Origin of the sequence: Acinetobacter sp. YH12116 (assembly GCF_013418895.1) — a bacterium.
GTDB lineage: Bacteria > Pseudomonadota > Gammaproteobacteria > Pseudomonadales > Moraxellaceae > Acinetobacter > Acinetobacter indicus.
Genome location: NZ_VPBE01000005.1, coordinates 53,783 through 78,951 on the forward strand (window position 1 = coordinate 53,783; position 25,169 = coordinate 78,951).

The following is a 25,169-nucleotide window of genomic DNA, read 5'->3' on the forward strand; positions in this document are numbered from 1 at the left end:
CAGACTAAGTCTTCGTTAGATAACTGATGACGACTTATTTATTCCTTTGGTCATCATCAAAATGAATTTTAGATGTCACTTTTGTGGGGATGGAAAAAAACGCTTCAAGGGGAAAAATGAAAAAAAATCTGTTTTTTGTCTTTTTTTTCGCCAGCCATCAGACCACTGTCGCTTTATTCCTCATATTTCTAATACGGTTCAAATTTTTGCGTGCGTTCATTAAAAAAATAGGCCTGAATTTCACCGCTGTCATGAATCACATTAAAGCTGTTATTAAAACGATGATGCAGACGATAAGACAGCGCCGTGCCGGCATGAATATCCAGCACCGGATGACTGGCCTGCAAATGATAAATCTGGTTTAAATCATAGACTGCGGACTGATGCAGATGACCATGCAACAGCCCGAACAGGCCATGCTGGCTCCAGCTTTCCAGCGCCATTTTGCCAAGCATTGGACAGTCTTTTACCCCATGCGGATCATCCGGCGGGGTATAAAACGGTTGATGCGCAGCAATCAGCTTGATTTTATGCGCCGGCGCCGCGGCCAGAATCTGATCGACCAGCTGGATTTGCGCCAGCGAAATATGCCCGCGGGTATGGTAACGCCGCCGGATACTGTTTAAACCAATCAGAAAAAAATGCTCGGTTTCCAGCACAGTTTCCATCTTGCCAAAAAACAGCTGATAACGCGCAAATGGATTGACAAAACGGGTCCATAAATCGAATAGCGGAATATCATGATTGCCCGGCACCACCAGATACGGCCGCTCCAGGCTGTCGAGAAACTGCTTACAGTCATAAAACTGTTTAAAACGCGCACGCTGGGTTAAATCACCACTGACCACTATCGCTTCAGCCTGATGCTCCAGGCAAAATTGCCGGATGGCTGCCATGCAGGCCGGCTTTTCGGTGCCAAAATGCAAATCAGACAGATGCAGAATCATAAGGCACCATCATATTTAAGGCATTTTTTTCCACTGTGACTTTTAGCGGTGGTCGCATCCGGACAATTTCACCATCAATGGCCACCTGCATGGTTTTTAGTTGTGCGTGAATCACCACCTGATCTGCAGCAAAAGTATATACATCGGGTGCTTGTTCAATTTCCCCTTTCACCAGCTGCCATAAAATTTTAAACAAGGTCAACTTATCGCTTTTCGCCACCACAATGCCGGCCACCTTGCCCTGTGCCACCGCTGCAGCAATACGCAAATTCATCTCCGACAATTGCAGCTGGTTATTGCCAAAAAATACCAACGGAGTTTTCACCGGAAACAGCTTGCCATCGACTTCAACTTTTAATTTCAGTTCCTTGCGATGGCGAATCAGTACATCCAGACCGGAGGTATAGGCATGTAAAGGAAAGCGACCCAGATAGCGGTTATACAGCTCCCGTTTCTGGATAAATAAAGGATACAGCCCTAAGCTGGCATTGTTTAAATAGATGTGTTCATTGATCCGCGCGATATGCGCCTTGCGTGGCCGGCCGGTTGCAATCACATGCGCTGCCTGAATAATATCCACCGGAATATCAAATACGCGGGCCACATAGTTAAAGGTACCTAAAGGTAAAATGCCCATGGGAATATCGGTATGAATTAGTTTGGCCGCCACAGCATTCAAGGTGCCATCGCCCCCTGCGGCCACCACCACGCCATAATTGTCCGGGTCCTGATGACGTAAAAATACCTGCGCCATTAATTCATCAAAACTGGCATACTGTTCGATATCAAAGGACTGGATTTCAAAACCGTATTGGGAAAAAATCTGGATCAGCTCTTCATACACCTCGGTTTTATGGGTCGCATGAAAGCCTGATTTTTTGTTATACACAATAGACAATGGCTTGAATTGTTCAGACATTTTGTCCACATCTTTAAAGCATTTGTTCTAATTTCAGCCAATTAAGTGGAAATTTAAAGCACCTTTATGTAAAAATCGAATTACCACCATTTATTTAATCAATAATGATTCTCAGAAAAAATTTAGATATAAATTATTGTTTTAAAAAGAAATAAATAAATTAAATAATATACATAAATATAAAAAATAAATAAGATACCCCCTTATTTAAACATTATCTTTTTGTTTTTTATAAACTTATCATTTAGATTGCATTAACTACCAAAATAATTCCTTTAGTCCTTTAGTCTTATTTTTTTCGTCATTTTGTGCTTTAATACAGCCACTTTTTTTTCATATTTCATCTGAGCGGTTCATTTCATCTCTCAGATTGTACTTTGTACAACAGTTTGTACACATTTTAGATAGGCCTCACCATGACCCAAGTGAACGCACCAGAATTCGTTCGTCACCCTAAGCTTATTGCTTGGGTGGAAGAGATTGCTAAATTAACAAAACCAGCAAAAATTGAATGGTGTGACGGTAGCGCAGAAGAATATCAACGTTATATCGACTTGATGATCGCTAACGGCACAATGCAAGCGCTTAACCAAGAAACTCACCCTGGTTCTTATCTTGCAAACTCTGATCCTTCTGACGTAGCTCGTGTTGAAGACCGTACTTACATCTGCTCTGAAAACCAGGAAGATGCCGGTGCGACCAACAACTGGGAAGCGCCTGCAGTAATGCGCGAAAAATTGAACGGTTTATTTGACGGTTCAATGGCAGGTCGTACGCTGTATGTGGTTCCATTCTCAATGGGTCCACTCGGTTCACACATTGCACACATCGGGATCGAGTTAACTGACTCTCCTTATGTTGCAGTCAGCATGTCTAAAATGGCTCGTATGGGTAAAGCTGTTTATGACGTATTAGGTACAGATGGCGAATTCGTTCCATGTGTACACACTGTAGGCGCTCCGCTTGCCGAAGGTGAAAAAGATGTTGCATGGCCTTGCAACAAAGAAAAATACATCGTGCACTATCCAGAAACACGTGAAATCTGGTCTTACGGTTCAGGTTACGGCGGTAACGCATTGTTAGGTAAAAAATGCCTGGCGTTACGTATTGCATCGTTCATGGGTCGTCAACAAGGCTGGTTAGCTGAACACATGCTGATTCTTGGCGTGACCAATCCTCAAGGCGAAAAACACTACATCGCAGCGGCATTCCCATCTGCATGTGGTAAAACCAACTTCGCGATGCTGATTCCACCAGCTGGTTATGAAGGCTGGAAGATTGAAACTGTAGGTGACGATATTGCCTGGATCAAACCAGGTGAAGATGGTCGTCTATACGCAATCAACCCTGAAGCTGGTTTCTTCGGTGTAGCACCTGGTACAAACACCAAAACTAACCCGAACTGTATGGCGACGCTGCACAAAGACGTGATCTATACCAACGTTGCTGTGACTGACAATGGCGAAGTATGGTGGGAAGGTCTTTCTAAAGAAGCACCTGCAAACCTGACCAACTGGAAAGGTCAACCACATACTGGTGAAGAAAAAGCAGCGCATCCAAACGCGCGTTTCACCGTATCTGCAGGTCAATGTCCTTCAATTGATGCTGACTGGGAAAATCCAGCAGGTGTTCCAATCTCTGCATTCATCTTTGGTGGTCGCCGTGCAGACACAGTGCCTCTAATTTCAGAAGCATTTGACTGGGTTGATGGCGTGTATAAAGCGGCAACCATGGGTTCTGAAACCACTGCTGCTGCGGTTGGTCAACAAGGTATCGTTCGTCGTGACCCATTCGCAATGCTGCCATTCGCGGGTTACAACATGGCGGACTACTTCTCTCACTGGTTAGAAATGGGTGAGAAAGTGGGTGCGAAAGCTGAAGCTGCAGGTAACAAACTGCCTGGTATCTACAACGTGAACTGGTTCCGTCGTGATGCTGAAGGCAACTTCGTATGGCCTGGTTTCGGTCAAAACATGCGTGTACTTGAGTGGATCATTGACCGTTGTGAAGGTCGTGCAGATGCTGTAGACACTCCAATTGGCCGCGTTCCAACTTACGAACAGCTGAACTGGACTGGTTTAGATTTCTCTAAAGAGCAATTTGAAACTGTGACAGCACAAGACAAAGATCAATGGATCAAAGAACTGGAAAGCCACACTGAGTTATTCAATAAACTGGGTGATCGTTTACCAGAAGCATTGAAAAAACGTCAAGCTGAGCTTTTAGAAGCGGTTAAATCTGCTTAATTGCTGATTAACATGAAAGAGGTCGCGAAAGCGGCCTTTTTTATTGCCTGCCTATATACGCTACATTTTACCGGCAATAAATTTCAACACATCATTGAGGAAAGCAGTCGTCCCCAGGTCAGGCTTTTATGGCATACTTGAAAGTATAAATTAGAGATCATGAGCCATAATAGCAATGAACAATACTTATAAACTTTTAGGACTTGCCTGTACGGTTACCCTGCTCACTGCCTGCCAGAGTGGGCCACGCGAATTTAATGGCAATGTCGGTTATCAGATCGAAAGCCGCACTGACAGCACAGCCACCTTGGCTTACACCCTTGCAACACGCAACAATCAGCAATTAGATGAACAGCGCCTACAACGTGCCTGCCAGAAAGTGCTGGCCAGCAATAAAGTCTTTAAATTAAATATTCTCAGCGTCAATGAAATTGCCAACCCGGCGGCCGGTAATAATCTTACTGCTCCAGGACGTCAAATTGGCGATACCCGTGCCACCTTCAGCCTGTCGAATACCCCTGGCCTGCACAGCAGTGAAAATCCGGCCACACGTGATGCCCTCACTGCCCGCCCAAGCACTTTAACTGTGGTGCGCTATACCTGCTCTTAAGCTTCTGCAAGCCAATAAAAAAGACGCTGTTTACAGCGTCTTATAAAAACTGACATTACGAAATTCGGGCGACTCATCTAAATCGGGCCAAGTGGTGGCACTACGCTCATCCAGCTTTTCATATTTGGGATGGCTAAAGTTTTTCACCCGGCTGTCCGCCACCCACACTTCTGGGGCAAATTTTAAAAACTCATCCAGGAAAAAACGGTTGCATTGATCGTATAGCACATCCGCTGCGAGTAGTACATCAACCTGCTCGGCTTTGTAGAGATCATCCAGATATTCCAGCTCGACGCCATTAAGTTCGGCATTGACTCGACAGGCATCCAGACTGACCTGATCAATATCACAGCAGATCACCCGTTTAGCACCCGCCATTTTGGCAGCAATGGCCACCACACCTGAACCTGCGCCAAAATCTAGCACTACTTTATCTTTCACATGATGCGGCTCAGCTAGCAACCACTGTGCCATCGCCAATCCTGAGGCCCAGCAGAAAATCCAGTATGGCGTATCATTCCAGATCCGGCGGATCACTTCATCATCGAGTTTATCGGTGGGAAAAACCGGCGGAATCAACCAAAGTGAAATCGGTGTTTCAGGCAATTGCTGTGCCTGCAGTTCACAATGTGGAATCACATCATGCAAAGCACTTAATAGATGTTCAGGGGCTTTAGGAAATTGAAAGGTGCAGCTCATTGGGTTTTTATTCTTTATGTATTTCAGCAAAAATCTGATGTTAGAGGTTTTACCCTCATCCCAACCTTCTCCCTGAGCCGTATACGGCGCAAGAGAAGGAGTATCCATTATTTTTACAATGATTTTTCCCTCTCCTGAGCAAGATTTAAAGCACTGCTTTTAAATCGAAGCGCAAGAGAGGGTCAGGGAGAGGTCAATTTATTAACCCAAAGCCTTCTCAGCCGCTTCTACGGTTTGACGAATCAAGGTTGTAATCGTCATCGGACCAACACCACCTGGCACTGGTGTGTAAGCAGAAGCGATGTCTTCGATACCAACGAGTTGGATATCACCAACACCGCCGCCTTCACGTGGGTGGAAGCCCGCATCAACGACCACTGCACCTGGCTTAATCCAGTCTTTCTGAATCAGTTCAGCTTTACCAACTGCGCCCACAATAATGTCTGCCTGCTTCACGAATTCAGCCAGGTTTTGTGTGCGTGAGTGACAGGTGGTTACAGTTGCATTGGCTTCTAGCAGCATCGCCGACATTGGTTTACCCAGAATAGCCGAACGACCAACCACCACTGCATGTTTACCCGCGATTTCGATGTTGTTTTCTTTCAGAATAGTCATGATGCCCGCTGGTGTTGCCGAACCATAGGCCGCTTCACCCATCGCCATACGACCATAACCCAAACAAGTCACACCATCGACATCTTTTTCAAGTGAAATGGCATCGAAGCAGGCACGCTCATCAATTTGTGCCGGTACCGGATGCTGTAACAGGATACCGTGTACATCAGGATTGGCATTGAGTTTTTCAATTTCAGCCAGTAACTGCTCAGTGGTGGTTTCCTGTGGAAGCTCGATTTTTAAAGAGTCCATACCGACACGGCGGCAGGCATTCCCTTTCATACGTACATAAGTTGCAGATGCACCGTCGTCACCTACCAAAATAGTCGCCAGAATTGGGGTACGACCTGTTTTCGCCTTTAATGCTTCTACGCGTGTTAACAAGTCAGCTTCAATTTGCTTTGCTAATGCACGACCATCCAAAACTAATGCCACGGCACATCTCCAAATGTTGATAGGAATCAATTTTGCAAATAATACATGATAATTTAGGCAATTTTCTTTCATATGCCGAATTTATGTGCATATGCGCGATTTATAGTATTGTTTTTTTTCCAGAGCTTGCTAATATGTGCATCACCAAGACGTGGCGGGGTGGCAGAGTGGTCATGCAGCGGACTGCAACTCCGTGGACGCCGGTTCGATTCCGACCTCCGCCTCCAATCTTGGTAAAAATGCCCGAGTGGTGAAATCGGTAGACACAGGGGATTTAAAATCCCCCGCCCTCAAAGCGTGCCAGTTCGAGTCTGGCCTCGGGCACCATTTTAACAGATCTTAAAATGGTGCAGTAAAGAATCCAGCGTCAAGCTGGTTTTTTTATGCCTGCAATTTAGCTTCTGCGTTGACCCTGTCCATGACCCCACAACAGCCCCTGCTTTTTCTACAACAGCTACAACAACACCATCCGGCTGCATTTAAACGCAATTTTCTGCTGTATGGCGCAATAAAAATCAAAGGCATGCTGGATGAGTGGAAAGAAATCCTCCCCTGGGTGCTGGCCCTGCTGATTTTTATTCCGCTGTCGATGGTCTTTGCAGATGCGATTCAGCAGCACTTGCCACAGTTTGATGCCGCACAAAGCAAAAGTATGGCAATTTTAGCGCTCATGTTGCTGTTGATGCTCACGACACCCTATGTGATTTACCAACTCAAACACAGTGCAGCGGCCTTATATCGCATGCTCCGCCATACCCCAATCAAACTGGCGATCGTGATTTTAGTGCAGGCGCTAAATGTCTATTACTGGCAAAGCGTGCTATTGCAAGGGATACTGTTCTTTTTTGCCCTGAGTTTTGGCTTTGTACGTTTTTATAAAGAAAACCTGTTTCGTCATGAGGCTACACCAGAACAGCAATACTGTTTGCAGCAGATTCGCCGTGCAGCGTACTGGTCATATCGTCAGCTTCGTAATACCCACCTAAAAATGTACTTTTATCCCAAAAGTTCGGCACGCTATGCAGACCTGGCGCTACAGCGGATGAAATATGCCAATCTGCATCAGTAAATCATGCAGGTTGAACACAAGTTTGCGCAGCAGATTAAATTTATTGATCTGGACAGTTATCTCAACGAAATCAGCCAATAAAAAAACCGGGACAATCCCTGTTTTTTATAGAAACAGGGTTTAAGCACTGGCCGGCAGGTCTTTAATTTCCACCAGAGCCGGCGTGTATTGCAGACGGTGATAACGCGCATCATCCAGTTGATAATCTGCTGCTTTGACCGTGTTCACGAATTTCCACTCGGCCAGCATCTCATCTGCCGTAAAGCTGACGGTCAGATAACCTCGCTGATTCAGGTTGCAATAACTCAGCTCATCAATCAGGGTATTAAAGGCAAATTCAAATTCGTATAGCTTGGCCGCCGGAATCTGCAGATATTTTTCCATCCCCGGAGAGGACACCGAACTGGTGGCCAGCTCCACCCCGACAAAGTTCTGCTGGGCATCATACAGCTGTGCAGACCAGGCATTATGAGTATCGCCCGCCAGCACCACCACTTTTTTACCCAGTTGACCCAATACGCTATACAGTGCTTCACGCTCATAAGCATAGCCATCCCAGGCATCCAGATTATACGGCACCACGGTCAAAATACGGGCCTTTTCCTGTGCGGTTAAAGTGGGATCGCCCTGTAAATAACGGCTTTTCAATGTGACCAGTTCTACCAGCATCCGCTCGACATTGGCCAAGGTCTCTACGGTTGCCTGACCCCTGGTGATTTGCCCGAGCACCTGCAAGATTTCCGCCGGAATCAGCATTTTCGCCATCAGCACCTGTTGCCCCAGCACATTCCAGGTGGCTTGAGATTGAGTCAGCTGCTGGGCCAGCCAGGCAAACTGAGTACGTCCAAGCAAGGTACGGTTAGTGTCAGTTAAATCTGCGCTAAATCGGGCGGCATCCAGACCGGTCGCGGTTAAATAATGGGCATAATCCAGCTGCTTGTGACGTGCTAGTACCCGCGTATCCAGCATATTCAACTGCACCAGCTGACCGAAATTGAACTGGCGGTAAATATTCAGATGGTCATTTTCAGAGACCGGACGAATTGGCATCCACTCAAAATAGGCCTGCAATGCAGCCAACTTGCGTGCAAAGAAATCACCTTCGTTGTCCTGATGATTCTCCGCCCCTTCCATCCAAGTGTCATTGGTTAGCTCGTGGTCATCCCAGATTACAATAAACGGATGACGCTGGTGCACTGCCTGCAAATCGGCATCTCCACGATACAGAGCATAACGCTTGCGATAATCATCTAAACGGATAATTTCCTGATTATTATCGGCGGCCAGGGTACGTCCCAGTTTTTCGGCATCTTCAGTGGCATAACCATCGGCGCCATATTCATAAATATAATCACCCAGGTGGATGACTACATCCAGATTTTCCTTGGCCATTTCCTTATAGACATGGAAATAACCGGCCGGATAATTGGAGCAGGAACAGACTGCAAACTTTACTGCAGCAGTATCAAGCGGCAAGGTTTTGGTCTGGCCCACCAGTGAGCTTTGTGCGCCATAGCGGAAACGGTAGAAATAGGTCTGATTGGCTTCTAAACCGTCTGCATCAACTTTGACGGTAAAGTCCTGCGCCTGTGTGGTCAGCACTTTGCCCGTATTTACAATGTGCTGAAACGCCTGATCGGTCGCGATTTCCCACTGTACTTCCAGACGCATAGCCGTATCTTCGGGGCTAAGACGGGTCCATAGAATCACCCGGTCTGCCAATGGGTCACCACTGGCCACGCCATGTAAAAATTGTATTTGTGGCGCATCAGGAGATGAATGCTCTGGATCATCATCGCCACAGGCAGTTAAGCTGAGTGGCAAAGACAGTGCCCCAAAACCTGCAATGGTTTTTTGAATCAGTTCGCGACGGTTCATGTGCGTTGTCATACGGTTTTCCTGTTGTTTTTATTTGCACTACCTTAGAAAACCGAGGTTTAGCTTTGATCTCATTTTTATGAAAAAATGATGACAGTCGACATCCAGCCTGCTTCGAGTTTAGGCTAATACAATGATTTGCTTGAAAAGAAAGCAATTGTAAGCAAATTTACTTGCCAAGTTTTCCATCCTCCTCTATTATTGCGCACATGCCCGAGTGGTGAAATCGGTAGACACAGGGGATTTAAAATCCCCCGCCCTCAAAGCGTGCCAGTTCGAGTCTGGCCTCGGGCACCATTTTAATAGATCTTAAAATGGTGCAATAAATTACCCAGCGTCAAGCTGGTTTTTTTATGCCCGAAATTTAATAAAACAGATTGAATAGAAAGAGAAGAAATATAAAAAGAAGAATGAAATATCAGGTCACCCTACTCACCTTGCCAAGCTGTTTTTCAAGCATTTATGCCGCCGATGAATCAAGCATTTAATATGATCAAGAAACGCCCGCACAGCAGAGCAACACACTGAGTAGGTCGTGCAGGTAGATGAGAGGACTAAAGCATATCCGAAACAGAGCTGCTATTTACTGGACACCCTGTAAGATTGAGCGATGGGATCATCTCAAACCCAGATCATTCCATCATAAAAAAAGAGAGCGGCTTACCACTCTCGATTGGATACCAGCTCTTCCATTTCCAGCTCAAAATAGCCGGCGTCTTGCAGCACCATCATCATCGCTTCAGCAATATAATCCGCTGCAGTATCATCCAGTGAGGAATCCAGATCTTCAAATTGTGGTTTCATCTTGTTGATGACGTTTACCGTTTCATGCGCGAAGTGATAAATGTCAGCCTCGGACAAATTCGGCTTGGCGACTTTTTTCGCAAACTGTTCAATGGACTGTTTGATTTCAGCGACCAGAATATCGGGATAATAGTCATCGTCAAACATGGGGAGAAGTAAATCTGTAAACATACAGGCACTCAAAACTACAAAAGGTCAAATTCAAGACAGGCTATATAGCACAAAGCCCCTGAAAAGCCAAACTGAGCGAGATTTGAATACCCATATGATATAAAGCAGGCTGGTATAGAGCAGCCCTTAAGCCAATTGCATCGCCTGCCAGATTTTAATGGCATCGGCGGTAGCTTTCACATCATGCGCGCGCACCATACAGGCACCCTGCTGAATACTCAGCAAATGCGCAGTGGCTGAACCAACTGCACGTTGCTGTGGCTCTGCGGCATCCAGCACACTGCCAATAAAACGTTTACGCGACAAGGCAGATAAAATTGGATAACCCATGTCAGTCAGTTTATAGAACTCATTTAGCAATTGCAGATTTTGCTGGGCATTTTTGGCAAAACCAAAGCCCGGATCAATCATAATGTTTTCAGCCTTGACCCCGGCATCCAGTGCATCCTGAACCCGTTGCGAGAGTTCACGAATAACATCTGTAGTGACATCTTCATATTGATCCAGATTATTCATGGTGGTTGGCTCACCGCGCATATGCATGATGATCACCGGAATATCTAATTCTGCCGCGGTTTCCAGAGCCTGAGGACGGGTTAAAGCCCGCACATCATTCCAGATATGCGCACCGGCCGCTACTGCCGCACGAATCACCTCTGGCTGTGAAGTATCAATTGAAATCACCACATTTAGTTTGGCCAGCTCCTCGACCACAGGCACCACCCGGCGGATTTCTTCCTCAATTTCCACCACCGCTGCGCCGGGACGGGTCGATTCACCCCCCACATCAATGACGGTGGCACCTTCAGCAATCATTTCCAGGGCTTTTACTACTGCCTGATCTTTCTGATTGTGCAGCCCCCCATCGCTAAAGGAATCCGGAGTCACATTTAAAATTCCCATTACATGCGGCTGAGACAAATCCAGTTTCAAATGACCGAAAGTCCAGATCTGTGGTCGTAGTGGCTTCAGCTGCATGGTTCAATCCTAGTTCACAATAACCCCGGTATTGTCTTATGGAAAGATCAATAAAGCAAAGCTCAATCTATTCAATAGCTAGATTTCAAAATAGTTCTTATTGGAATATTGCATCAGCTTGGATTGCAGTAACGCTTTTACATCAACCCATTCGCTTTTTAAAATACTATAGATATAACTATCTCTGAGTGTCACGCCATCTTTACGCAGCATATGACATCTAATGATGCCATCCTGTTTGGCACCCAGAGCTTCAATAGCTTTTTGACTTTTAAGATTCAGATGATCAGTCCGAAAGCCTACCACTTGAGCATTCAGCTCTTCAAATGCATGCTGCAGCAAAAGATATTTACAGACCCGGTTTACATAGGTTCGTTGATAAGGTTTGGCATACCAGGTAAAGCCAATTTCAACACGTGGAATTTCCGGCTTGATATCATGAAAGCTGGTGGTGCCGATTGCTCGGTCTGAAGTTAAATCAATCACGGCAAAAGCCATTCTTTCACCTTTGGACTGCTGTTCAAAAGCTTGGGTAAAGTAGTGTTTAAGTTTATGTAGGTAAGGTACCGAATTATATAACACTTCCCCCAAGCCCCCTTCGGCACATGCATTTTCTAATTCTGCAAAATGTTCCCAGCTCAGTGGTTCTAAACGTAGCTGATAAATACTGGATTCCAGAACAGGTAAAGTCATTCTTATTTTTACTCAGTGATTTTTATAAATTGACTATACTATAGCATTCAACTAGATATGACAAAACAATAGCCATAAAAAAACCACCCGAAGGTGGTTTTCTTAAAATATTCTTAGTTGGCTGGCAATGGTGGCGGTGTGCTTGGACCATTGCTTGGGGTTACATCAATCACCGGATTTTCTGCAACATATACTTTTGGTGGCTGTGGTTCACGACCTTCCATAATGTCACGAATCTGCTCACGATCAATGGTTTCCCAATCCATCAGCGCTTTTACCATAGCATGGGCAATATCTTTGTTGTTTTCCAGGATATCCCAGGCCACTTTATATTGCTCATCCAGAATGCGGCGCACTTCACGGTCCACTTCCAGCTGCGTCGCTTCAGAAATGGTCCGGCTACCCAGGCTGCCCATGAAGGATTGCTGTGAATCATCTTCATAAACCATCACACCTAGTTTGTCCGACATACCGTATTTGGTCACCATGGCACGCGCCATTTTGGTTGCACGCTCAAAGTCGTTCGATGCACCGGTAGATTGCTGATTAATGAAAATTTCTTCAGCAATACGACCACCAAACAGGATTGAAATTTCTTTCAGCATCTTGTCTTTGTAATGGCTGGTCTGGTCAAACTCAGGCAACTGCCAGGTTACACCCAGCGCCCAACCGCGCGGCATAATCGTGACTTTATGCACAGGATCCGTACCCGGCAGCATTTCTGCCACAATGGCATGGCCTGCTTCATGATAAGCCGTCGCACGACGTTCTTCTTCACGAATCACCATTGATTTACGTTCAGGACCCATGTACAGCTTGTCTTTGGCGTCTTCAAAGTCATGCATGTCGACCGTGTTCTTGTTACGACGTGCAGCAAATAGCGCTGCTTCGTTCACCAAGTTGGCCAACTGTGCACCCGAGAAGCCCGGTGTACCACGTGCAAGGACTTTTACATCCACACCTGTGGTTGAAGGCAATTTTTTCAGGTGAACATTCAAGATTTGCTCACGACCTTTAATATCGGGTAAGCCCACCATCACCTGACGGTCAAAACGACCTGGACGTAATAAAGCTTTATCCAGTACATCGGCACGGTTGGTTGCAGCAATGACAATAATACCTTCATTACCTTCAAAACCGTCCATTTCGACCAGCATCTGGTTTAAGGTCTGCTCACGCTCATCATGACCACCACCGGTACCTGAACCACGGTGACGACCGACCGCATCAATCTCGTCAATAAAGATAATACATGGCGCGTGGCGTTTCGCCTGCTCGAACATGTCACGGACACGAGAGGCGCCCACACCCACGAACATTTCTACGAAGTCAGAACCTGAAATACTGAAGAATGGCACTTTAGCTTCGCCAGCAATGGCTTTTGCCAGCAAAGTTTTACCGGTACCCGGAGGACCAACCATTAACACGCCTTTCGGAATGGTTGCCCCCAAACGTTTAAATTTGGCCGGATCTTTCAGGAAGTCGACAATTTCAACCACTTCCTGTTTGGCTTCATCACAACCTGCAACATCGGCAAAGGTTACTTTAATCTGGTCTTCAGACAGCATTTTCGCTTTGGACTTACCAAAGCTCATTGGGCCGTTTTTACCACCTGCACCGCCACCCATGTTGCGCATAAAGAACATGAATAACAAAATGATTAAAAGTACAGGGAAACTAGCAATGAGTAGTTGCATCAACAAACCTTGACGTTGAGGTGCAGTACCTTCAACAACAACGTTGTTTTCAATGAGGCTCGGCATGAGTTCAGGATCTTGAACCGCCGGACGAATACTTTCAAATGGTGAGCCATTGGCTTTTTCACCACTAATTCTTTCGCCATCAATTGTAACTTTTTTAATTTGACCAGCATCCACCGCCGCAACGAACTCGGAATAGTTCATTGACGTTGGCTTATCACTGCCATTGATGTTACTGAAAATCAGAATCAGTACACCAAGTATAATTAGCCACAATACGGCATTCTTGAAGAGATCGCTCAAAGCTTTATTCCCATATCAATCTAATTTGATCATGCCCTTTACAGGGTGACCTTAATGTTAAAGCTGAAGATCAGCCTACAAAACTCTTAAAAACGTACAAAATGCACAATTTTTAACGGCTTGGCAAGTAAACTTTATTTGAATGCCTTCTTCCGGCCCTGTCCGATCAAAAACACTTCTTTCGAACGTGCACGAGAAGCTGCCGGTTTTGCAGTCTTTAATACATCGAAGCTGTCGACGACCTGTTTGCGAAATTCATCGAAGCCAGAACCCTGGAACACCTTCACAACAAACTGTCCGTTTGGCCCCAGCACTTTTTGCGCAAAGTCCAAAGCCAGTTCACATAAATAGATTTGTCGTGGCTGATCTACTGCTCTATTACCTGATGTATTGGGGGCCATATCGGAAATTACAACGTCTACAGTCCGGCCATTTAAAATATTTAACAATTTTTCAAAAACTTCTTCCTCACGGAAGTCACCTTGCAGGAAGGTCACATCTGGTAAGGCATCCATAGGCAAAATATCCGATGCAATCACCAGCCCTTTGTCACCGACCAGTTTGCCGGCAATTTGCGACCAGCTGCCGGGCGCAGCACCCAGATCGACCACCGTCATGCCGGGTTTGATAATTTTATATTTTTCCTGAATCTCTAGCAGTTTATACGCAGCACGCGCACGATAACCTTCCTTCTGGGCTTTTTTCACGAAAGGGTCATCCAGGTGCTCTCTCATCCACGCACGACTACTTTTGGATAATTTCTGGTTGGTAATGCGTGTTGCCATAACTCTCTAAATATTAAAAACCTTCTAATTTATAATTGTACGTGAAAATTGCCGCGCTTGCAGTACAGATGTGTAGTTAAATGGACGTAGAGGGTGTGATTTTTTCTATTATTTGCATCGATTATTTGCGCAGATTTTACAGCGTTTCAAATTGGGATTTGCTATACTAAGCCGTTTTTAAAATCAGGTTATTTTTATGGCGGCTTTATCTATTCAGGAACGCAAGCGTTTACGTCAAATCGGTCATGCACTCAATCCGGTTGTGATGATTGGCGGACAAGGGCTTACTGAAAATGTCATTGAAGAAACCACGCGTGCGTTAAACGACCACGAACTGATTAAAGTGAAAATTGGCGGTGAAGACCGTGAAGCACGTGCAGCTGTAATTGAGGCAATTGCAGAAGCGACTGGTGCAGAAGTGGTACAGACCATTGGTAAAATTGCCCTGCTGTATAAAAAAGCCAAACCGCAAAATCCAAAATTATCGAACCTGGTTCGTCACGCGCATCTGGCAAAATAATTTTTCCTTATGGCAAGTTATGAACTGAGTGCTTTTGATCGCCGTTTTCAGGCCATCTCCCTAGTCGGGGCGATTGAGCAGCAAAGCCCGTTTAACCTGAATATTGGTTACTGGCTGCGTGATCCGAACCAGTATGTGCAGTGGCCCGATCTGGTGTCTGCGCATCCGCGTCAGGATTTTCTCTGGCAGAACACCTGTTTTGAAGTGTTTATTGGGGTTCATGGGGAAGATTTTTATCGTGAAATTAATCTTTCTCCATCTCAAGCCTGGCAGGCCTATCAGTTTGAGGAATATCGCTATCCGGAAGATATGCCGCCGCAAGCCGCCTATGATATTGAGCTCAACCAGCTGAAACGCACCCATTATGGACTGAATGTCAGTCTGGACTTGGGCGAATTCATGGCCAAGCATAAATTAAAGTGGTCGGATCTGTTCATTGGTTTAACTGCCGTGTTAAACACTTCTGAAGGTGAACACTATTACGCCATGCAGCACAGCAGCCCACAGGCCGATTTTCATAACAAGCGCGATTGGCTGCATCAGTTCTAGGCATTATGTCTGAACTAAAACGCAGTATAAAAAAAGTGAGGCACATGACCTCACTTTTTTATTGCCTGCATCGCACGCACCCGCTACAACACGCCTTAGCTTTTAAGGGTGGTGTCGGTTTCAGAAGCAGGTGCCGCCTCTTTTGCTGGTACAACTTTTTTCCAGGTTTCCAAGGTATGTTCTTTGGAGCGCTTGAAGGTTTCGGTTAACTGGTCTTTATGCTTGACTGAAATCTGGCTGACATCGGCTTTAAGCTCTTTGCCAATTTTATTCAAATCTTCAATCACCGCATTAAACTCGGTTTTCACAAACTCTTTCAGTTCACCAAGATCTTTTTGTGAGCTGCCAAAATGCTCCTTGAGCGATTCAATTTTCTGTAGCAGCTCTTTCTTGAGCTGACTGAGCTGCTCCTGCACGCTGCCATTAAATTTTTTCGCTTCGGTCTGCAGTTTTTCCTGGGTCTCCCCGACTGCTTCAGTAACCTGCTGCTTGGCCTCTTGCGCTGCCTGTTCAAGCTTTTCAGTGCCTTCTGCCACCACGTCTTTTAAGGAGTTTTTAGCCGCTGGCTGTTTTTGTTCTGCTGTCATTGCCGTTCACCCGCCTGTTATTATGAAAGACCATAGCATAGTAGAAACAGATAAAATTTAAGTTTTGATTTGTTAGACAATTATTAAATGCTTACATTTCTGTGACATTGCGTGACAAACATGCTTTTGCACCAAAAGAATACTTTTTTATTGGATATTCCGCTTCAATAACGTGGACTTTTTCAGAGTTGGTGCGTATAATGCGCTGTTAAGTTCAAGCGAGCAGATGTGAGGAGGGTAGGTTGTATAGTAGCCTTCCTTTTTTTTCGTCTACTCGCTTTTTTACAGCCTAAATTTCAGGAGCTTTGGTTTGAGCACCCCCGCCATTTTAGCCCTTGCCGACGGTACGATCTTCAAAGGAACGTCAATCGGTGCATCGGGTAGTACGACTGGTGAAGTCGTTTTTAACACTGCCATGACTGGCTATCAAGAAATTTTGACTGACCCGAGTTATGCACAGCAACTTGTGACTTTAACTTACCCACATATTGGTAACACAGGTTGTAATGAAGAAGACGCAGAATCTGGTCGTATTCATAAAGTATGGGCCAACGGATTAATCATTCGTGATCTGCCTTTATTGCATAGCAACTTCCGTTCTACACAGTCTTTAGCGGATTACCTGAAGCAACACAATGTGGTTGCCATTGCCGATATCGACACGCGTAAACTGACTCGCATTTTACGTGCAAAAGGTGCGCAAAACGGTTGTATTCTGGCTGGTGAAAATATCACTGAAGAAGAAGCAATTGCAAAAGCACGTGCATTTGGCGGCTTAAACGGTTTAGACCTTGCAAAAGAATGCTGTGACCCGAACGGTTTTGAATGGACCGAAGGCTCATGGGAACTTGGCAAAGGCTTTACTCAACCTGAACTTAAATTCCATGTGGTTGCATACGACTACGGTGTCAAAACCAACATCCTGCGTATGCTGGCAGACCGCGGCTGTAAACTGACCGTTGTGCCTGCACAAACCCCTGCTGCTGACGTACTTGCGTTAAATCCAGATGGCGTGTTCCTGTCGAACGGCCCTGGCGACCCAGCTGCTTGTGATTATGCAATTGAAGCTGTAAAAACTATTGTTGAAACCACCAATCTCCCTGTGTTTGGTATCTGTTTAGGTCACCAGATTCTTGCTCTGGCTTCTGGCGCAAAAACCATGAAAATGGCGCACGGTCACCACGGTGCCAACCATCCTGTACAAAACATCGAAGATGGTACAGTGATGATTACCTCGCAAAACCACGGCTTCGCAGTGGATGAAAGCAACCTGCCAGCAGTCTTGCGTGTTACCCACCGTTCACTGTTCGATGGTACTAACCAGGGTATCCACCGTACAGACAAGCCGGCATTCAGCTTCCAGGGTCACCCTGAAGCCAGCCCAGGTCCACACGACTGTGCCCCACTGTTCGATCATTTCATCGAACTTCTTGAAGCAGCTAAGAAGTAATTAAGGAGCAAATAATGCCAAAGCGTACGGATATTAAAAGCATCTTAATTATTGGTGCTGGTCCTATTGTTATCGGTCAGGCCTGTGAGTTTGACTACTCGGGTGCTCAAGCCTGCAAAGCGCTGCGTGAAGAAGGTTACCGCGTCATTCTGGTGAACTCGAACCCGGCGACGATTATGACTGACCCGACAATGGCGGATGCAACCTATATCGAGCCAATCACCTGGCAAACCGTTGCAGCGATCATTGAAAAAGAACGTCCAGATGCAGTTTTACCAACCATGGGCGGCCAGACTGCACTGAACTGTGCCCTTGCTCTGGATGCCAACGGTATTTTAGAAAAATACAATGTTGAGCTGATTGGCGCGACTAAAGAAGCGATTGAAAAAGCAGAAGACCGTAAACTGTTTGACGAAGCAATGCGTAAAATTGGTCTGGAATGTCCAAAAGCTGCGATTGCGGAATCTATGGAAGAAGCGCTGGACATTCAGGCGCGCTTCGGTTTCCCTGTGATTATTCGTCCATCATTCACCATGGGTGGTTCTGGTGGCGGTATCGCGTACAACCGCGAAGAATTCCTTGAAATCTGTGAACGTGGTTTCGACCTGTCTCCGACTCACCAGTTATTGATTGATGAATCACTCATTGGCTGGAAAGAATACGAGATGGAAGTTGTTCGTGACAAAAACGACAACTGTATTATCGTCTGTTCAATCGAAAACTTTGACCCAATGGGCGTGCATACTGGTGACTCCATCACAGTTGCTCCGGCACAAACATTGACCGACAAAGAATATCAACTCATGCGTAACGCGTCTTTAGCGGTACTGCGTGAAATTGGTGTAGAAACCGGTGGTTCTAACGTTCAGTTCGGTATTAACCCGAAAGATGGCCGTATGGTTATCATTGAAATGAACCCGCGTGTATCGCGTTCATCTGCCCTTGCGTCTAAAGCAACAGGTTTCCCGATTGCGAAAATCGCAGCGAAACTGGCAGTGGGTTATACCCTGGATGAGCTGAAAAACGACATCACTGGCGGTACAACTCCTGCATCGTTCGAGCCATCAATTGACTACGTTGTAACCAAGGTTCCACGTTTCAACTTCGAAAAATTCCCGCAAGCAGATGCAACACTGACGACTCAGATGAAATCTGTGGGTGAAGTAATGGCAATTGGCCGTAACTTCCAGGAATCTGTCAACAAAGCCCTTCGTGGTCTAGAAGTCGGTGCTTCTGGTTTTGATGAAAAAATCGAAGTGGGTACTGAAGGCGCACGCGAGAAAATCCTGCAAGAACTTAAAGTTCCAGGCCCAGAGCGTATCTGGTACGTGGCCGATGCCTTCCGTCATGGCTTCACTTTAGACGAAGTATTTGAAGCGACCAAAATTGACCGCTGGTTCCTGATTCAGATTGAAGACATTATCAATACTGAAAACCAGATCAAAACTTTAGGTTTCGGCGACTTAAACGCAGACAATATCCGTGCGTTCAAACGCAAAGGTTTATCGGATCTGCGCATCGCCAACCTGATGGGTATTTCACAAAAACAATTCCGTAAACACCGCTGGAACCTGGGCGTGACTCCGGTTTACAAACGTGTGGATACATGTGCGGCAGAATTCGAATCTGATACCGCTTATATGTATTCAACTTACGATGAAGAATGTGAATCGAATCCATCTGCGAAAGACAAAATCATGGTCATCGGTGGTGGTCCTAACCGTATTGGTCAGGGTATCGAATTCGATTACTGCTGTGTACACGCGGCGCTTGCGATGCGTGAAGACGGTTTTGAGACCATCATGGTGAACTGTAACCCTGAAACGGTTTCTACTGACTATGACACCTCAGATCGTCTGTACTTCGAACCAATTACTTTGGAAGATGTGCTTGAAATCGTGCGTACCGAGAAGCCTAAAGGCATTATCGTACAGTACGGTGGTCAAACACCGCTGAAACTGGCGCGTGCGTTAGAAGAGGCTGGTGCACCAATCATTGGTACATCTCCAGATGCGATTGACCGTGCCGAAGACCGTGAACGTTTCCAGCAAATGATTCAACGTCTGCAACTGCGTCAACCAAACAACAGCATCGTAAAATCTGCTGAAGAAGGTATTGCTGAAGCGGCGAAAGTGGGCTATCCACTGGTGGTACGTCCATCATACGTACTAGGTGGCCGTGCGATGGAAATCGTGTACAACGAAGAAGAGTTGAAGCGTTACTTACGTGATGCCGTTCAGGCGTCGAATGATGCCCCTGTTCTTCTTGACCGCTTCCTGGATGATGCGATTGAAGTTGACGTAGACTGCGTATCTGACGGTAAGGATGTGGTGATCGGCGGGATCATGCAGCACATTGAACAGGCGGGTATTCACTCAGGTGACTCTGCATGTTCGATTCCACCTTACTCGTTATCAAACGAAGTACAGGACGAAATGCGTCGTCAAACCGTAGCGATGGCCAAAGAGCTGGGCGTTATCGGTTTAATGAACGTACAGTTCGCGGTAAAAGGCGATGACGTTTACATTCTGGAAGTGAACCCACGTGCTTCTCGTACCGTGCCGTTCGTATCTAAGTGTATCGGTGAATCATTAGCGAAAATTGCTGCACGTTGTATGGCGGGTCAATCTCTGGAGTCACAAGGCTTCACAACCGAGATTATTCCTGAGCACTTCTCTGTTAAAGAAGCGGTGTTCCCATTCAACAAGTTCCCGGGTGTTGACCCAATCCTTGGCCCTGAAATGAAATCTACAGGCGAAGTAATGGGTGTGGGTAAAACTTTTGGTGAAGCATTCTACAAAGCTGTGTTAGGCTCGAATGAACGCTTACCAGGTTTGCCAACCGAAGGCGAAATCAAGCATGCATTCATTTCAGTACGTGATTCTGATAAACCACGTGCAGCAGGTATTGCCAAACAGCTTGCAGACTTTGGCTTCAAAATTATCGCTACCGGCGGTACTTATGATGTGATCAAAGCCGCAGGAATTGAATGTGAACGTGTGAATAAAGTAACTGAAGGTCGTCCGAATATTGTGGACCGCTTGAAAAATGGCGAAATTCACCTCATTATCAATACCACTGAAGGCAAACAAGCGCAGCAGGATTCATTCTCAATCCGCCGTTCTGCCCTGCAAGGTAAGGTCTATCATACGACTACCCTGAATGGTGCCGATGCGGTATGCCAAGCGTTAGCCATTAAATTGCCGATGGATGTTTATCGTTTGCAAGATTTAAGCAAAGGTTAATTGTCTACCGAGAAGTCCCGTCACCTCTCGGTGGCGGGCTTTTTTTCATTTATAGAGCTGTATTTTTCTAATATTCAACTTGAGGGACAACAATGCAACGTTATCCTATGACTCCTGAAGGCAAAGTCGCCTTAGAGAAAGAATTACACCAGTTAAAAACTGTTGAACGCCCACGTATTACTGCTGCGATTGCAGAAGCACGTGAACACGGCGACCTAAAAGAAAATGCAGAGTATCATGCAGCACGTGAGCAGCAAGGTTTCTGTGAGGGGCGTATTCAAGACATCGAAGGTAAACTCGGTGCTTGCCAAGTCATTGATGTAAAAGAACTTGAGCAAAATGGTCGTGTTGTATTTGGGGTAACAGTAACCATTGAGAACCTGGACACTGAAGAACGCAAAACTTATAAAATCGTTGGCGATGACGAAGCAGACTTCAAGATCAATAAAATCTCTGTGAACTCTCCTATTGCTCGTGGTCTTTTAGGTAAAAATGAAGGCGATGAAGCAAAAATTGTAACACCACAAGGTGAAGTTGAGTACGAAATCGTCAGCGTTGAATACATCTAATCCTTAGATGGTTTGACATCCCAAAGCCCCTCTTCTGAGGGGTTTTTTTATTATCTTTAAAACAAAAGTTCACGAAAAAATTACAGCAAATGTATATGCTTTAATAGTCAATATTTTTCTATAAATTTTAAAATGCAGCTTATTTGGTTCCGTCAAGATTTAAGAATTCATGATCATGCAGCTCTTTGGCATACTCGCGAAGCTGGCCCTTGCATTGCCTTAGTCGTGCTATCGCCAAAACAATGGCAAGTGCACAATGATGCGCTAATTAAAATTGACTTCTATTTAAGACAACTGAATCATCTAAAAAATGAACTTGCCACGTTAAATATTCCACTTGTTATTTTAACTATTCCATTATGGAAAGACCTGCCAAATCAATTATTAAGCTTATGCCAAAATCATAATATTCAAGCTGTTCATGCCGATATAGAATTGGGTGTAAATGAATTAAAACGCGATGCTCAAACTCAACAGCTATTAGAAAAGAATAATATTCGTTTTGAGTTGTATCATGACCGAACTATTTTCCCTGTTGGAAGCATTCGTAATAAAACTGGTCATCCATATCAAGTATTTGGTGCATTTAAAAAGCAATGCTATGAGAAACTCAGCATAAGCTTGCCACAATGCTACCCAACTATTGAGGTTCAAAAACCAATTCCACAGCACAATGACTTTACAAGAGAAGTTCCACAATTAAGTGATATTTACTCAGATTCAGAAGAAAAAGTAATCAGCGAAAACCTACAAAATCTTTGGCAAATTGGTGAGCATCATGCTTGGGAACTTTTAGATGAGTTTATTGAAAATCAAGTTGAGTATTATCATATTGAACGTGATTTCCCGAATTTGAATAGCACGAGCAAACTTGCAGCTTATTTAAATATTGGCATTCTTTCTATTCGCCAATGTTTACAAGCTTTGTTTCGCCACAGTCACGGCTGTATGGAATTTGAAAACAATGGGCAACAAATTTGGTTAAATGAACTCCTTTGGCGTGAGTTTTATCAGCATATTTTATTCGACTACCCTCGCGTATCGAAAAACTTACCATTTAAATTAGACACTCAACGCATTGTATGGCGCAATGCTCCTGAAGATTTACAGGCTTGGCAGCATGGGCAAACAGGTATCCCAATTGTAGATGCTGGCATGCGACAGTTACTTGCAACGGGTTGGATGCATAACCGTGTTCGTATGATTTGCGCGATGTTTTTAAGCAAAAATTTACTGATAGATTGGCGTTTAGGCGAATCATGGTTTATGCAGCATTTAATTGATAGTGATTTGGCTGCCAATAACGGTGGATGGCAGTGGTGTGCATCTACAGGAACAGATGCTGCACCGTATTTCCGTATTTTCAACCCTGTAAGTCAGTCGCAAAAGTTTGATGCAAATGGCGATTATATTCGTCAATGGGTACCTGAAATTTCACATTTAAATGCGAAACAAATTCACGAACCTTATGCGAAAAATCCACAACTAAAATTGGATTATCCAAAACCGATTGTAGATTTAAAAAGCAGTCGTGTTCGTGCAATTGAGGCCTTTAAGCATTTGAGTTAACTTCGGCTATAATGGCGTTACGCTTGTTCTTTGATTGCTCTTATGGCTGAACCCTTAATTAATTCCCCTGTTAAGCATTGGTGTGAATTCGAATTTATTTCTAAAACTATGAAAAACCCTAATATTCACATTAAGGGAAACTATTCTTATTATTCTGCTTATTGGGATCAGGGTTTTGAGCGTTGTGTTGTGCGTTATTTGCATGACAAGCCTTCTACGCCTGAGAAGCCAATTGATCAGCTTTATATTGGCAATTTCGTGTGTTTTGGGGCGGAATGCGTGATTATGATGGGCGGTAATCAGTTACACCGAACTGACTGGATTTCTGCCTTTCCGTTTGATACGCGCAGTTTTGTACCTGCTGGCGATACTGTTATTGGTGATGGTTGCTGGATTGGCTCACGTGCCATGATTATGCAAGGCGTGACGCTGGGTGAAGGTGCAATTGTGGCAACTGGTGCGGTCGTAACAAAAGACGTTCCACCTTATGCCGTGGTGGGAGGAGTTCCTGCCAAAATTATTAAATATCGCTTTCCACAAGAAGATATAGAAAAACTGCTTTCCCTTAAAATTTACGAGATGGATGAAAAGCAGTTTTTAAAGATGCGGGAACAGTTACAGACAGAGGATGTTGCTGCTTTGGTTGATTATTTCAAAGACTGCTGATTATTCCCTTGGACTTTTGCTTAGGCCAAGCATCAGGTCAAAACTTTCATCTAATCGATATTAAAACTCAAAAAACCTAAGCTAAACTCACTCTAAAGCCAGACTTAATGAAATAAGCCTTCAACTTTAGTGTAAATTGCTGATTAATTACTCAAAAACATGTTAAATTAGAAAGGCTTAAACTTCCTTAAAAATAATTATCCCTATGAAATTACTGGGTTTTATTATTTAAAAATAAGCGCTAAGATAAGATTAAGGCAATAGAAAGTGTTCCCTCAATTTTTTATTGTTGAATGACACAATAAGGAGAAATAACGATGGCATTTCAACACATTTTAGTTCCAGTGGACGGTTCTGAAACTTCTTACGCAGCAGTTGCCAAAGCAGTCGAGCTTGCCAAAGCTTTCGGCAGTAAAGTAACCGTTGCACAGGTGTTAACACTCGATCCATATATTGCATCAGAATACATTTCAGCAGGCCAGACCAATGACCTGATTGAACGTGCGCGTGTGTCTATTCTCAAAACACTGGATGAAGCCAAAGCAAAATTCCAGGAACAAGGTGTAGCAGTTGAGTCTCGTCTGCTTGAAGGTCAAGTGATTCATCGTGAAATTGCACGTGCTGCAACTGAAATGAATGCAGACCTGATTGTGATGGGTTCTCATGGCCGTACCGGTTTGAAAAAGTTATTCCTCGGTAGCGTCGCGCAAAGCGTACTGGGCGAAGGTAATGTTCCTGTACTCATCGTACGTTAATCTTTCCTCCAGAAAATTCCCTGTACCTGCGGGTATGGGGAATTTTTTATTTTTAGGGCTGCCATTGATACTGCTTTAAGCTCACCTTGTTATTCAGGACCACTACACCCTCCTGTATCAGTTTTAACGCCTGTATATTTTCACCCTGCGCATTGATTTTGCTTAGGCTAATTTTCCCTTGCGCATTTAGCACCCGATGCCATGGCAACACATGCCCCGGTGCCAGATGTTTCAGTACATAACCCACCAGACGCGCATGTTTCGGCAAACCGGCCAGTTTTGCAATCTGACCATAGGTGGCAACTTTACCAGGTGGAATCTGGGCAATCACCGCGGTGATATAAGCGGCCAACTCCTGACTGGGACGTGCTGGAATAGACATAAAAAGAATCTTAGAGTGTTGAAAT

Annotated in this window: 23 protein-coding genes and 3 tRNA genes; 14 read left to right on the forward strand and 12 right to left on the reverse strand. The window is 44.9% G+C overall.

All coding sequences use genetic code 11. The features are described from left to right. Positions 1-188: 188 nt before the first annotated feature. Together FTU54_RS05140 and FTU54_RS05145 are read right to left on the reverse strand one after the other, a co-directional pair. Entirely contained in the window at positions 189-947 is a 759-nt protein-coding gene (locus FTU54_RS05140; protein WP_016659956.1) for a metallophosphoesterase, read from the reverse strand. Then, complete coding sequence (locus tag FTU54_RS05145) at positions 928-1,866, reverse strand: diacylglycerol kinase family protein (protein ID WP_168399598.1); 939 nt, start codon at positions 1,864-1,866, stop codon at positions 928-930. The genes FTU54_RS05140 and FTU54_RS05145 overlap by 20 nt, the downstream gene beginning before the upstream one ends. A 416-nt stretch (positions 1,867-2,282) precedes the next feature. Here FTU54_RS05145 and FTU54_RS05150 point away from each other — a divergent pair, with 416 nt between their 5' ends. Together FTU54_RS05150 and FTU54_RS05155 are read left to right on the forward strand one after the other, a co-directional pair. Then, positions 2,283-4,112 carry a phosphoenolpyruvate carboxykinase (GTP) gene (locus FTU54_RS05150; protein WP_104470892.1) on the forward strand — a complete coding sequence of 610 codons (1,830 nt, stop codon included), beginning with the start codon at positions 2,283-2,285 and terminating at the stop codon, positions 4,110-4,112. A 175-nt stretch (positions 4,113-4,287) separates the two neighbouring features. Next, positions 4,288-4,722: a hypothetical protein gene (locus FTU54_RS05155; RefSeq protein ID WP_005176335.1), complete on the forward strand. Its 435-nt coding sequence runs from the start codon at positions 4,288-4,290 to the stop codon at positions 4,720-4,722. 30 nt (positions 4,723-4,752) lie between these two features. On the opposite strand, the gene FTU54_RS05160 is transcribed toward FTU54_RS05155, so the two are convergent. Beyond that, the gene (locus FTU54_RS05160; RefSeq protein WP_180054322.1) at positions 4,753-5,421 is read right to left on the reverse strand and encodes a methyltransferase; all 669 of its coding nucleotides are present in this window, start codon (positions 5,419-5,421) and stop codon (positions 4,753-4,755) included. A gap of 201 nt (positions 5,422-5,622) precedes the next feature. Beyond that, a complete protein-coding gene (folD, locus tag FTU54_RS05165) occupies positions 5,623-6,471 on the reverse strand; it encodes a bifunctional methylenetetrahydrofolate dehydrogenase/methenyltetrahydrofolate cyclohydrolase FolD (protein WP_005176331.1) in 849 nt (282 codons plus the stop codon). A gap of 153 nt (positions 6,472-6,624) precedes the next feature. Between folD and FTU54_RS05170 the strand changes: the two genes are divergently transcribed. From FTU54_RS05170 to FTU54_RS05180, 3 genes are all read left to right on the forward strand, one after another. After that, a tRNA-Cys gene (locus FTU54_RS05170) sits at positions 6,625-6,698 on the forward strand. A gap of 14 nt (positions 6,699-6,712) precedes the next feature. Then, positions 6,713-6,798, forward strand: a tRNA-Leu gene (locus FTU54_RS05175). Between the two features lie 91 nt (positions 6,799-6,889). After that, positions 6,890-7,540, forward strand: coding sequence for a hypothetical protein (locus FTU54_RS05180; RefSeq protein WP_257222788.1), 651 nt, complete (start codon positions 6,890-6,892; stop codon positions 7,538-7,540). Between the two features lie 120 nt (positions 7,541-7,660). On the opposite strand, the gene FTU54_RS05185 is transcribed toward FTU54_RS05180, so the two are convergent. Further along, positions 7,661-9,430, reverse strand: a complete 1,770-nt coding sequence (locus FTU54_RS05185) for an alkaline phosphatase (RefSeq protein WP_168383269.1) — start codon at positions 9,428-9,430, stop codon at positions 7,661-7,663. 199 nt (positions 9,431-9,629) lie between these two features. Between FTU54_RS05185 and FTU54_RS05190 the strand changes: the two genes are divergently transcribed. Continuing rightward, a tRNA-Leu gene (locus tag FTU54_RS05190) sits at positions 9,630-9,715 on the forward strand. Between the two features lie 363 nt (positions 9,716-10,078). Here FTU54_RS05190 and FTU54_RS05195 read toward each other — a convergent pair. From FTU54_RS05195 to rlmE, 5 genes are all read right to left on the reverse strand, one after another. Continuing rightward, positions 10,079-10,393, reverse strand: a complete 315-nt coding sequence (locus FTU54_RS05195) for a DUF5713 family protein (RefSeq protein WP_045796482.1) — start codon at positions 10,391-10,393, stop codon at positions 10,079-10,081. A gap of 126 nt (positions 10,394-10,519) precedes the next feature. Next, positions 10,520-11,371, reverse strand: a complete 852-nt coding sequence (gene folP, locus FTU54_RS05200; RefSeq protein WP_180054305.1) for a dihydropteroate synthase — start codon at positions 11,369-11,371, stop codon at positions 10,520-10,522. A 78-nt stretch (positions 11,372-11,449) separates the two neighbouring features. Continuing rightward, the gene (locus FTU54_RS05205; protein ID WP_180046087.1) at positions 11,450-12,064 is read right to left on the reverse strand and encodes a GNAT family N-acetyltransferase; all 615 of its coding nucleotides are present in this window, start codon (positions 12,062-12,064) and stop codon (positions 11,450-11,452) included. A 113-nt stretch (positions 12,065-12,177) separates the two neighbouring features. Beyond that, on the reverse strand, positions 12,178-14,067 hold the full coding sequence (gene ftsH / locus FTU54_RS05210; RefSeq protein ID WP_005176319.1) for an ATP-dependent zinc metalloprotease FtsH: 1,890 nt from the start codon (positions 14,065-14,067) through the stop codon (positions 12,178-12,180). Between the two features lie 134 nt (positions 14,068-14,201). Continuing rightward, positions 14,202-14,852 (reverse strand): 23S rRNA (uridine(2552)-2'-O)-methyltransferase RlmE, encoded by a 651-nt coding sequence (gene rlmE, locus FTU54_RS05215; protein WP_005176316.1) that lies wholly within the window; start codon positions 14,850-14,852, stop codon positions 14,202-14,204. A gap of 196 nt (positions 14,853-15,048) precedes the next feature. Here rlmE and yhbY point away from each other — a divergent pair, with 196 nt between their 5' ends. Both yhbY and FTU54_RS05225 read left to right on the forward strand, forming a co-directional pair. Beyond that, positions 15,049-15,372, forward strand: a complete 324-nt coding sequence (yhbY, locus tag FTU54_RS05220) for a ribosome assembly RNA-binding protein YhbY (RefSeq protein WP_005176314.1) — start codon at positions 15,049-15,051, stop codon at positions 15,370-15,372. A gap of 9 nt (positions 15,373-15,381) precedes the next feature. Next, complete coding sequence (locus tag FTU54_RS05225) at positions 15,382-15,921, forward strand: DOMON-like domain-containing protein (RefSeq protein WP_075167187.1); 540 nt, start codon at positions 15,382-15,384, stop codon at positions 15,919-15,921. Positions 15,922-16,016: 95 nt separating this feature from the next. On the opposite strand, the gene FTU54_RS05230 is transcribed toward FTU54_RS05225, so the two are convergent. Next, on the reverse strand, positions 16,017-16,508 hold the full coding sequence (locus FTU54_RS05230; RefSeq protein WP_005176311.1) for a hypothetical protein: 492 nt from the start codon (positions 16,506-16,508) through the stop codon (positions 16,017-16,019). Between the two features lie 310 nt (positions 16,509-16,818). Here FTU54_RS05230 and carA point away from each other — a divergent pair, with 310 nt between their 5' ends. From carA to FTU54_RS05260, 6 genes are all read left to right on the forward strand, one after another. Beyond that, positions 16,819-17,958, forward strand: a complete 1,140-nt coding sequence (gene carA / locus FTU54_RS05235; protein ID WP_005176309.1) for a glutamine-hydrolyzing carbamoyl-phosphate synthase small subunit — start codon at positions 16,819-16,821, stop codon at positions 17,956-17,958. Between the two features lie 14 nt (positions 17,959-17,972). Continuing rightward, the gene (gene carB / locus FTU54_RS05240) at positions 17,973-21,203 is read left to right on the forward strand and encodes a carbamoyl-phosphate synthase large subunit (protein ID WP_180046089.1); all 3,231 of its coding nucleotides are present in this window, start codon (positions 17,973-17,975) and stop codon (positions 21,201-21,203) included. A gap of 92 nt (positions 21,204-21,295) precedes the next feature. Continuing rightward, a complete protein-coding gene (greA, locus tag FTU54_RS05245; protein WP_016659940.1) occupies positions 21,296-21,772 on the forward strand; it encodes a transcription elongation factor GreA in 477 nt (158 codons plus the stop codon). A 132-nt stretch (positions 21,773-21,904) separates the two neighbouring features. After that, the gene (locus FTU54_RS05250; RefSeq protein WP_016659939.1) at positions 21,905-23,341 is read left to right on the forward strand and encodes a deoxyribodipyrimidine photo-lyase; all 1,437 of its coding nucleotides are present in this window, start codon (positions 21,905-21,907) and stop codon (positions 23,339-23,341) included. Positions 23,342-23,383: 42 nt separating this feature from the next. Further along, positions 23,384-24,007, forward strand: coding sequence for a CatB-related O-acetyltransferase (locus FTU54_RS05255; RefSeq protein WP_005176296.1), 624 nt, complete (start codon positions 23,384-23,386; stop codon positions 24,005-24,007). Between the two features lie 317 nt (positions 24,008-24,324). Then, on the forward strand, positions 24,325-24,762 hold the full coding sequence (locus FTU54_RS05260; RefSeq protein WP_005176293.1) for a universal stress protein: 438 nt from the start codon (positions 24,325-24,327) through the stop codon (positions 24,760-24,762). Positions 24,763-24,814: 52 nt separating this feature from the next. On the opposite strand, the gene FTU54_RS05265 is transcribed toward FTU54_RS05260, so the two are convergent. Continuing rightward, positions 24,815-25,144 (reverse strand): MGMT family protein, encoded by a 330-nt coding sequence (locus FTU54_RS05265; RefSeq protein WP_168390664.1) that lies wholly within the window; start codon positions 25,142-25,144, stop codon positions 24,815-24,817. Between the last annotated feature and the right edge of the window lie 25 nt (positions 25,145-25,169).

Coding starts and splice junctions, on each gene's coding strand:
- FTU54_RS05205 (WP_180046087.1), bottom strand. CDS start 12,064: ATGACTTTACCTGTTCTGGAATCCAGTATTTATCAGCTACGTTTAGAA.
- FTU54_RS05225 (WP_075167187.1), top strand. CDS start 15,382: ATGGCAAGTTATGAACTGAGTGCTTTTGATCGCCGTTTTCAGGCCATC.
- FTU54_RS05140 (WP_016659956.1), bottom strand. CDS start 947: ATGATTCTGCATCTGTCTGATTTGCATTTTGGCACCGAAAAGCCGGCC.
- FTU54_RS05180 (WP_257222788.1), top strand. CDS start 6,890: ATGACCCCACAACAGCCCCTGCTTTTTCTACAACAGCTACAACAACAC.
- FTU54_RS05145 (WP_168399598.1), bottom strand. CDS start 1,866: ATGTCTGAACAATTCAAGCCATTGTCTATTGTGTATAACAAAAAATCA.
- FTU54_RS05160 (WP_180054322.1), bottom strand. CDS start 5,421: ATGAGCTGCACCTTTCAATTTCCTAAAGCCCCTGAACATCTATTAAGT.
- FTU54_RS05155 (WP_005176335.1), top strand. CDS start 4,288: ATGAACAATACTTATAAACTTTTAGGACTTGCCTGTACGGTTACCCTG.
- folP (WP_180054305.1), bottom strand. CDS start 11,371: ATGCAGCTGAAGCCACTACGACCACAGATCTGGACTTTCGGTCATTTG.
- yhbY (WP_005176314.1), top strand. CDS start 15,049: ATGGCGGCTTTATCTATTCAGGAACGCAAGCGTTTACGTCAAATCGGT.
- FTU54_RS05265 (WP_168390664.1), bottom strand. CDS start 25,144: ATGTCTATTCCAGCACGTCCCAGTCAGGAGTTGGCCGCTTATATCACC.
- rlmE (WP_005176316.1), bottom strand. CDS start 14,852: ATGGCAACACGCATTACCAACCAGAAATTATCCAAAAGTAGTCGTGCG.
- FTU54_RS05185 (WP_168383269.1), bottom strand. CDS start 9,430: ATGACAACGCACATGAACCGTCGCGAACTGATTCAAAAAACCATTGCA.
- FTU54_RS05255 (WP_005176296.1), top strand. CDS start 23,384: ATGGCTGAACCCTTAATTAATTCCCCTGTTAAGCATTGGTGTGAATTC.
- greA (WP_016659940.1), top strand. CDS start 21,296: ATGCAACGTTATCCTATGACTCCTGAAGGCAAAGTCGCCTTAGAGAAA.
- FTU54_RS05195 (WP_045796482.1), bottom strand. CDS start 10,393: ATGTTTACAGATTTACTTCTCCCCATGTTTGACGATGACTATTATCCC.
- FTU54_RS05260 (WP_005176293.1), top strand. CDS start 24,325: ATGGCATTTCAACACATTTTAGTTCCAGTGGACGGTTCTGAAACTTCT.
- carB (WP_180046089.1), top strand. CDS start 17,973: ATGCCAAAGCGTACGGATATTAAAAGCATCTTAATTATTGGTGCTGGT.
- FTU54_RS05230 (WP_005176311.1), bottom strand. CDS start 16,508: ATGACAGCAGAACAAAAACAGCCAGCGGCTAAAAACTCCTTAAAAGAC.
- FTU54_RS05150 (WP_104470892.1), top strand. CDS start 2,283: ATGACCCAAGTGAACGCACCAGAATTCGTTCGTCACCCTAAGCTTATT.
- FTU54_RS05250 (WP_016659939.1), top strand. CDS start 21,905: ATGCAGCTTATTTGGTTCCGTCAAGATTTAAGAATTCATGATCATGCA.